This is a genomic window from Pseudomonas sp. NPDC087639 (assembly GCF_044743385.1).
Lineage (GTDB): Bacteria > Pseudomonadota > Gammaproteobacteria > Pseudomonadales > Pseudomonadaceae > Aquipseudomonas.
The window spans coordinates 24,973-33,965 of the sequence record NZ_JBIUWI010000024.1 but is presented as its reverse complement, the minus strand read 5'-3'; the positions used below and the strand labels follow the sequence as shown (position 1 = coordinate 33,965).

General features: G+C 59.1%; 6 protein-coding genes and 1 pseudogene. 6 read left to right on the top strand and 1 reads right to left on the bottom strand.

The window, feature by feature from the left end:
* From ACIOVB_RS12755 to ACIOVB_RS12740, 4 genes and pseudogenes are all read left to right on the top strand, one after another.
* Positions 1-637 (top strand): annotated as a pseudogene (locus tag ACIOVB_RS12755) (phenylacyl-CoA dehydrogenase); the annotation flags it as partial.
* A 222-nt stretch (positions 638-859) separates the two neighbouring features.
* Positions 860-2,149, top strand: a complete 1,290-nt coding sequence (locus ACIOVB_RS12750) for a GGDEF domain-containing protein (protein WP_401268148.1) — start codon at positions 860-862, stop codon at positions 2,147-2,149.
* Between the two features lie 90 nt (positions 2,150-2,239).
* Positions 2,240-4,036: an acyl-CoA dehydrogenase C-terminal domain-containing protein gene (locus ACIOVB_RS12745; RefSeq protein ID WP_401268145.1), complete on the top strand. Its 1,797-nt coding sequence runs from the start codon at positions 2,240-2,242 to the stop codon at positions 4,034-4,036.
* Positions 4,037-4,247: 211 nt separating this feature from the next.
* Positions 4,248-6,026 carry an acyl-CoA dehydrogenase C-terminal domain-containing protein gene (locus tag ACIOVB_RS12740; protein ID WP_401268142.1) on the top strand — a complete coding sequence of 593 codons (1,779 nt, stop codon included), beginning with the start codon at positions 4,248-4,250 and terminating at the stop codon, positions 6,024-6,026.
* A 227-nt stretch (positions 6,027-6,253) separates the two neighbouring features.
* Here ACIOVB_RS12740 and ACIOVB_RS12735 read toward each other — a convergent pair whose 3' ends face one another.
* A complete protein-coding gene (locus tag ACIOVB_RS12735) occupies positions 6,254-7,183 on the bottom strand; it encodes a LysR family transcriptional regulator (protein WP_187680795.1) in 930 nt (309 codons plus the stop codon).
* A 169-nt stretch (positions 7,184-7,352) separates the two neighbouring features.
* Here ACIOVB_RS12735 and ACIOVB_RS12730 point away from each other — a divergent pair, with 169 nt between their 5' ends.
* Positions 7,353-8,636, top strand: coding sequence for an aspartate aminotransferase family protein (locus ACIOVB_RS12730; RefSeq protein ID WP_401268140.1), 1,284 nt, complete (start codon positions 7,353-7,355; stop codon positions 8,634-8,636).
* A 196-nt stretch (positions 8,637-8,832) separates the two neighbouring features.
* Complete coding sequence (locus tag ACIOVB_RS12725) at positions 8,833-8,991, top strand: YqaE/Pmp3 family membrane protein (RefSeq protein ID WP_003228885.1); 159 nt, start codon at positions 8,833-8,835, stop codon at positions 8,989-8,991.
* Positions 8,992-8,993: the final 2 nt, after the last annotated feature.

The following is an 8,993-nucleotide window of genomic DNA, read 5'->3' as shown; positions in this document are numbered from 1 at the left end:
GGCCTTCATGACTCCACTCGCCAAAGCGTTCATGACCGAAGTCGGTTTCGAAGCCGCCAACCACGGCGTACAGATCTACGGCGGCCACGGCTTCATCGCCGAGTGGGGCATGGAGCAGAACGTCCGCGACAGTCGCATTTCGATGCTGTACGAAGGCACCACCGGCATACAGGCACTCGACCTGCTTGGCCGTAAGGTGTTGATGACTCAAGGCGAGGCTCTGAAAGGCTTCACCAAGATCGTCCACAAGTTCTGCCAGACCAACGAAGGCAACGAAGCCGTCCAGGAATTCGTTACTCCGCTGGCTGCACTGAACAAAGAATGGGGCGAGCTGACCATGAAGGTCGGTATGGCTGCCATGAAAGATCGCGAAGAAGTCGGCGCGGCCTCCGTGGACTACCTGATGTACTCCGGTTACGCCTGCCTGGCCTATTTCTGGGCCGACATGGCGCGTCTGGCAGCCGAGAAGCTTGCAGAAGGCACTGGCGATGCGGCGTTCTACACCGCCAAGCTGCAAACCGCGCGCTTCTACTTCCAGCGCATCCTGCCGCGTACCCGTACACACGTGGCAACCATGCTGTCGGGCGCCAACAACCTGATGGACATGAAAGAAGAAGACTTCGCACTGGGCTACTAAGTCCCAGGGAGGTTTTCACAGCCGCTGTTCCTTCGGGGACAGCGGCTTTTTCATGCCGGATGAAATATTGTTTAAGCGATGAAAATTCCCCACTAAAACGCTAAGAAAAGCGGTTTTCCTGCCGTTAAAGAGGCTTCGATGTGACGCACGTCACACCGCATGTGCTTAACTGTTCAAAATGCAGGCACAATGCCATCTTTTGCCGGGTCGGAGTTCTACCCCTTGCTGCGTTCTTCCGCTGTACGTTTCAGCCATTTCATACCTTCACTGCTGTTGTTGCTCGCGGGGTTGGCGGCTGCGTACGTCAAAGACCTCAACGTGTTTTTCACGTCCCTGTTTAACGTACTGCCCACTCTGGTGCTGCTGTTGGGTGGCGCTTACTGCGCGGTTTACCGACGTCAGCGCGAACTGTTTCTGATGCTCACGGTGTACATCGCCTACTTTCTGCTCGATACCCAGACCGACTATTACCGCGACAACGGCAAAGTGCGCGAAGACGCCGCCGTGGTGTTCCATCTCGTCTGTCTGCTCCTGCCGTTGTTATTCGGGTTATTCGCCGCGTGGCAGGAGCGCACCCACCTGTTTCAAGACATGGTCGCCCGGTTTGCCGTGCTGCTGGCGTTCGGCAGCGTGGCGCTGGGGCTTGAGCAAAGTTACCCACAGACGCTGCTGATGTGGCTTTCGGAGATCCGCTGGCCGGCGCTGCACGGCGCGTGGATGAGCCTGATCCAGTTGTCTTATCCCGTTTTTATCTCGGCATTCCTGCTGTTGGCGTGGCAATACTGGCGCAACCCGCGTCCGTTGCACGCGGCGCAATTGGTCGGGTTGCTCGGCGTGTTCTGGATGCTGCCGAAAACCTTCATCCTGCCGTTTACCCTTAACATCATGTGCAGCCAGGTGATGTTGATGATCGCCGCCGCCGTTGCACACGAGGCTTATCAAATGGCCTTCCGCGACGAACTCACCGGTCTGCCGGGACGTCGCGCGCTCAACGAACGCATGCAGCGTCTGGGCCGCAACTATGTGCTGGCGATGAGTGATGTCGATCACTTCAAGAAATTCAACGACACCCACGGCCACGATGTCGGTGACCAGGTGCTGCGTCTGGTCGCCAGCAAACTCTCCAAAATCAGCGGAGGCGGTAGGGCGTATCGCTATGGCGGTGAGGAATTCGCCCTGGTGTTTGCAGGCAAAACCCTTGAGGAGTGCATGCCGCACTTGGAGGTAATCCGCGAGTCGATCGCGTCCTACAACATTCAACTGCGCAACCAGGAAAACCGCCCGCAGGACGATCAGCAAGGTCGTCAGCGTCGCGCAGGCTCCGGCGCTTCCAGCGTTTCGGTCACGGTCAGTATCGGCGTTGCCGAGCGGATAGAGCAGCGCAACCCCGAACAAGTCCTCAAGTCCGCGGACGAGGCGCTCTACAGCGCCAAGGGCGCGGGGCGTAACTGCGTGGTGGCGTTCGGGCAAAACCGCCGTGGCGCGGTGCGCATGGACTCCGCCGCAGGTTGAGTGATGACGGCGCATTCAGCGTCTGGACAGTGATTGTGGGGCGTGGTGGCCGGCAGTAGGTTGGAGAAATCTGCTGACGGAGAAGCCACCATGCCCGACTACAAAGCTCCCCTGCGCGACATGCGCTTTCTGATCGACCACGTCTTCGACTTCCACGGCAACTACGCCGCCCTCGGCGCCCACGATGCCAGCCCGGACATGATCAACGCGATCCTCGAAGAAGGCGCCAAGTTCTGTGAGAACGTTCTGGCACCGCTCAATCGTAGCGGTGACGAAGAGGGCTGCCATTTCGACAACGGTGTGGTGACAACGCCTACAGGCTTCAAGCAAGCCTTCGCACAATACGTCGAGGGCGGCTGGCATGGTCTGGCAGCGGATCCGACCTACGGTGGCCAAGGTCTGCCGAGTTCGCTGGGGCTGGTGATCAGCGAAATGGTCGGATCGAGCAATACCTCCTGGGGCATGTACCCAGGGCTGACCCACGGCGCGATGTCGGCGATCCACGCCCACGGCACCGAAGATCAGAAAACCACGTACCTGAGCAAACTGACGGCCGGCCAATGGACCGGCACCATGTGCCTGACCGAAGCCCATTGCGGCACTGATCTGGGCATCATCAAGACCCGCGCCGTGCCTCAAGCTGACGGCAGTTACGCGGTCACCGGCAGCAAGATTTTTATCTCTGCCGGCGAGCACGACATGAGCGACAACATTATCCATCTGGTGTTGGCCAAGCTGCCGGACGCGCCGGCGGGCACCAAGGGGATTTCACTGTTCATCGTGCCGAAATTCCTCCCGGATGCTGTGGGCGAGGCGGGTGAACGCAACGGCGTTTCCTGCGGTTCGATCGAACACAAGATGGGCATCAAGGCTTCAGCTACTTGCGTGTTGAACTTCGACGGCGCCAAAGGATTTCTGATCGGCGAGCCGAACAAAGGCCTGAACTGCATGTTCACCATGATGAACCACGCGCGGCTCGGCACCGGCATGCAGGGTTTGTGTCTGGGTGAAGCGAGTTTCCAGGGCGCGATCAAATACGCCAACGACCGTTTGCAGATGCGCGCCCTGACCGGTGCCAAAGCCCCGGATAAACCGGCAGACCCAATCATCGTTCACCCCGACGTGCGGCGCATGCTGCTGACCATGAAAGCCTTCAACGAAGGCAACCGCGCGCTGACTTACTTTACCGCTCAACTGCTCGATACCGCGCACCTGAACAGTGATGCCGATGCGCGTCAGGAGGCCGAAGACTTGCTGGCGTTCCTCACGCCGATCTGCAAGGCCTTCATGACCGACACCGGGCTGGAAGTGACCAACCACGGCATGCAGGTGTTCGGCGGCCATGGCTTCATTCGTGAATGGGGCATGGAACAGTTGGTTCGCGATTGTCGGATTGCGCCGATCTACGAAGGCACCAACGGTATTCAGGCGCTTGATCTGCTCGGGCGCAAAGTGCTCGGCAGTCAGGGCAAGCTGCTGCGCGGTTTCACCAAAATCGTCCACAAGTTCTGCGCGGCGAATGCCGGGCATGCGCAACTAGGCAGTTTTGTTGCGCAGCTCAACGACCTCAACCAGCAGTGGGGCGACCTGACCATGAAGGTCGGCATGGCGGCGATGAAGAATCCGGACGAAGTCGGTGCCGCGTCGGTGGATTACCTGATGTACAGCGGCTACATCATCCTCGGTTATCTGTGGTTGCGCATGGCGCTGGTGGCGCAGGCGCAACTGGAGGCGGGCGAGGGCGATGGGGATTTCTGCCGGGGCAAACTGGCCACGTGCGAGTTTTATTTCAAGCGGTTGCTGCCAAGAACGGCTGCGCACCGTGCGGCGATTGAGGCGGGGAGTGATTGCTTGATGAAGCTGCCGGCCGAAATGTTTGCGCTTTAAGGAAGATCAAAAGATCGCAGCCTGCGGCAGCTCCTACACGGGATCGCGTTTTACCTGTAGGAGCTGGCGAAGGCTGCGATTTTTTCTGGTGACTAAAAATAACAAATCAGTCACCGGTTGACCCTATGTGTCGCAAAAGTTGTTGGGGTACACTCGGCCTCAATGAAAACACCCTTCCACGAATACCTGTTTAGATCTTGCGAGGTTTGCCATGGCTGACTACAAAGCGCCGCTGCGCGATATGCGCTTCGTCCTCAATGAAGTGTTCGAAGTCGCCAAACTCTGGGCCGAACTGCCGGCGCTGGCCGAGACTGTCGACGCCGAGACCGTTGAAGCGATTCTCGAAGAGGCCGGCAAGGTCACCAGCAAAAGCATCGCGCCCCTGAGCCGTGCGGCAGACGAAGAAGGTTGCCACTGGGCCGACGGTGCCGTCACCACGCCGGCCGGTTTCCCACAGGCTTATCAGACTTACGCTGAAGGCGGTTGGGTCGGTGTTGGCGGTGATCCGCAATACGGTGGCATGGGCATGCCCAAAGCCGTTTCGGCCCAAGTCGAAGAAATGGTCAACTCCGCCAGCCTGTCCTTCGGTCTGTACCCGATGCTGACTGCCGGCGCCTGCCTGTCGATCAACGCCCACGCCAGCGAAGAGCTGAAAGCCGCGTACCTGCCGAACATGTACGCCGGTATCTGGGCCGGTTCCATGTGCCTGACCGAGCCGCACGCCGGCACCGACCTGGGCATTATTCGCACCAAGGCCGAGCCTCAGGCCGATGGTTCCTACAAGGTCAGCGGCACCAAGATCTTCATCACTGGTGGCGAACACGACCTTACGGAAAACATCATTCATCTGGTTTTGGCCAAGCTGCCTGACGCACCGGCCGGCCCGAAAGGTATTTCGCTGTTCCTGGTGCCGAAGTTCATGGTCAATGCCGACGGCAGCCTGGGCGCGCGCAATCCGGCGAACTGCGGTTCTATCGAACACAAGATGGGTATCCAGGCATCCGCCACCTGCGTGATGAACTTCGACGAAGCCGTCGGTTATCTGGTTGGTGAGCCGAACAAAGGCCTGGCCGCGATGTTCACCATGATGAACTACGAGCGTCTGGGCGTCGGCATTCAGGGCCTGGCCACTGGCGAGCGCTCCTATCAGAACGCCGTCGAATACGCGCGCGACCGTCTGCAAAGCCGTTCGCCAACTGGCGCGCAGAACAAAGACAAAGTCGCTGACCCGATCATCGTCCACCCGGACGTGCGGCGCATGCTGCTGACCATGAAAGCCTCGAACGAAGGTGGCCGTGCGTTCTCCACTTACGTGGCGATGCAACTCGACACCGCCAAGTTCAGCGAAGACGCGACCACGCGTAAGCGTGCTGAAGATCTGGTCGCCTTGCTGACGCCGGTGGCCAAGGCGTTCCTGACCGATCTGGGTCTGGAGACCACCGTCCACGGCCAGCAGATTTTCGGCGGCCACGGTTACATCCGCGAGTGGGGTCAGGAGCAATTAGTGCGTGACGTGCGCATCACGCAGATCTATGAGGGCACCAACGGTATTCAGGCGCTGGACTTGGTGGGGCGCAAGATCGTCGGCAGCGGCGGCGCGTACTACCAACTGTTCGCCGACGAGATCCGCCACTTCACCGCTACGGCGAGTGCAGATCTGGGTGAGTTCACCAAGCCGCTGAACGACGCTGTCGATACCCTCGACGAGTTGACGGCGTGGCTGCTGGATCGGGCGAAAAACAATCCGAACGAAATCGGCGCAGCCTCGGTCGAATATTTGCAAGCGTTTGGTTACACCGCTTATGCCTACATGTGGGCACTGATGGCCAAAGCCGCGTTTGGCAAAGAATCGCAGGAAGATTTCTACGCCAGCAAGCTCGGCACCGCGCGCTTCTATTTCGCCCGTCTGCTGCCGCGCATTCACTCGTTGAGCGCGTCGGTGAAGGCTGGTAGCGAGTCGTTGTTCCTTCTGGATGCAGCGCAATTCTGATGCGATGACGTGATGTAAGCATTCGCTTACATCACGTGCTGCTGTTCTCCCATATGCGTAGATTGGATCCACGGCTAATCTACATTTCATGGACGTCGCGCAGGAAGCGCAAAGTAACAACAGGGACACGTAGGATTCTGCCAGGGTGGCGGAGTGAAATGGATGTCAGGGAAACAGTCTGCAAAGCCCCGCTTCGGCGGGGTTTTCTTTTGTCTGCAGAAAAGTTTTCAGGCCCGGGAATCCAGCGGCGGCGCGCCCTTGAGCGGTTTCTCTTCGCGCCCCATCACTTCTTCCAGCAATGTCCGCAGCAACGCCAAAGACGCCTGCTGACGTTGTACGTCGCGACACACCAAGCCCACCTTCAGCGGTACCCGTGGTTCGCTCAACGGTTTCCAGAGCAAATCCTCATCGTCGTATTCTTTTTGCGATTGGCCGGGCAGCACTGTTGCCAGTTTGGTGTGCGGCAAACTGTCGAGAATCCCCACCATATTGTTCAGCTCTGCCTGCACCTGCGGGCGCCGACCGAGGCTGGTCAATTGAGCCTGCCAGATCTGGCGAATCTGAAACTCTTCTCCGAGCAGCAACATCGGCAATTCGGCAGCCTGTCGGATCGAGACTTTCTTGAATTCACGCAACGGATGATCCGCCGGGATGACCAGCGTGAGCTCATCTTCATACAGCAGCACACCATGCAGCCCGGGCTGACGCGGCGGCAGATAGCTGATGCCGATATCCAGTGAGCCATTGAGCAGGCGCCGCTCGATCTCCAGTCCCGTCAGTTCATAGATCTGCACAACCAGATGCGGTTGCGCCTTGCGCACCCGCTCAAGCATTTGCGGGACGAGGCTGGTGTGCACCGTTTGCAGCACACCGATTGCCAACGTGCGCAGTGCCTGGCCCTTGAAGTTGCCCAACGCCTCCCGGGCCCGTTGCAAACCATCGAGCAAAGGCAACGCGTGGTTGTACAACGTATGGGCGGCGAGGGTCGGCAGAAGGCGTTTGCTGCTGCGTTCGAACAGAGTGACATCGAGGTTCTGTTCGAGCTGGCGGATCTGCTGCGAGAGTGCCGGTTGCGAGATCGACAGGCGTTCGGCGGCCCGCCCGACATGACCTTCTTCGTAGACCGCGACGAAATAACGCAGTTGTTTGAAATCCATAAGTAATGCTTATCGAAAATGCTGGGAAATCGAAATGGCCCGGAGCCGTCAGTGAGCCTAGTCTAACCGCATTCACAAGGCTTACAGGGCCAGAGAGCGCGATGAATAGCGTTTGCTTCGACAGTGTTTGCATAGGCAGTTCAAAAAACCTCAATGGAGGTTTTTTCCAATGAATCTGTTCAGTTTGCGCCGCCCGGTGCCGAGTCTGGATGACCTCGCTTTCGAGGCCGATCAGCCTGCTGCTGGGGGCAGCCTGAACGCCGATCGGCTGATGCCCAGCGTCGAGCGGCCCCAGCAGGTCTTCGTCCGTGGCCAGGGTTCCTGGTTGTGGGACAGCAACGACCGCGCTTATCTCGACTTCTCTCAGGCTGGCGGCGCCAACAGCCTCGGTCACAGTCCGTCGGCGCTGGTCAAAGCCATCGCCAGTCAGGCCCAGGCGCTGATCAATCCCGGTTTCAATCTGCACAATCGCGTCATGCTCAGCCTCGCCGAACGCCTGTGTGCGAGCACCTCCAGCGATCAGGCTTATCTGCTCAACAGCGGCAGCGAAGCTTGTGAAGCGGCGATCAAACTGGCGCGCAAGTGGGGTCAACTGCATCGCGGCGGCGCCTCGCGGATCATCGTTGCGAAGCAGGGCTGCCACGGCCGTAGTCTGGCGACGATCTCGGCGTCGGACAGTGCGAACCTGCCCAACCGCTTCGCGCCGTTGTTGCCTGGCTTCGATCTGGTGCCATTCAACGATTTGCCGGCAATGCATGCTGCAGTGGATGCGCAAACCGTAGCGATCATGCTTGAACCGATCCAGAGCGATGCTGGCGTCATTCCCGCCACCGAGCATTACCTCAAAGGCGTCGAGCGTTTGTGCCGTGAACTGGGCATCCTGTTGATCCTCGACGAAGTGCAGACCGGCATCGGGCGATGCGGCACCTTGCTCGCGGAACAGTCCTACGGTGTACACGCCGATATCGTCGTGCTCGGCAAAGGTCTCGGAGGTGGCGTGCCATTGGCGGCGCTGCTGGCGCGAGGCAAGGCGTGTTGTTTCGACGCCGGCGAACTGGGTGGCACCCATCACGGCAATGCGCTGATGACAGCAGCGGGGTTGGTGGTGCTCGACAGCGTGCAGGACCGGACTTTTCTCGAACAGGTTAGAGAAAACGGCCAGCACCTGCGCGAAGGTCTGGCGCGATTGGCCCACCGCTACGGCCACGGTGAACTGCGCGGTCAAGGCCTGTTCTGGGGACTGAGCCTGTCAGACGACTCCGCAGCTGCCGTCATCAATGCCGCACTGCACGAAGGCCTGCTGCTCAACGCCCCGCAAGCCAACTGCCTGCGTTTTACCCCGGCACTCACCGTCAGCAAAACCAATATCGACGAAATGCTCCTGCGTCTGGCCCGCGCCTTTTCCCGCGTGCGCACTGCGCAACTGCAATGCCGTAAAGGGATTGCCGTCTGATCCGAAACGTCCCACCCGAATTGAAGAACCGTCTCGCGGTATAACGCACGCCCCACGCCTGATTCTTTTGGCGTGGGGCGTTTTTTTGTGTGGGGTAGTGGCGAACAAATGGCGATAGCACTGAACCCTGACGAACGGCAAATGTCGATTAGCTTGTATGGCTCAAGTGAGCCAACCCCCAATCAGGAGCTGACCCATGGATTTCATTCGTATCATCATCGCCATTCTGTTGCCGCCACTGGGTGTGTTTCTGCAGGTCGGGTTCGGCGGGGCGTTCTGGCTGAACATTCTGCTGACGTTGTGTGGCTACATTCCGGGGATCGTGCATGCGGTGTACATCATCGCCAAGCGCTGAGT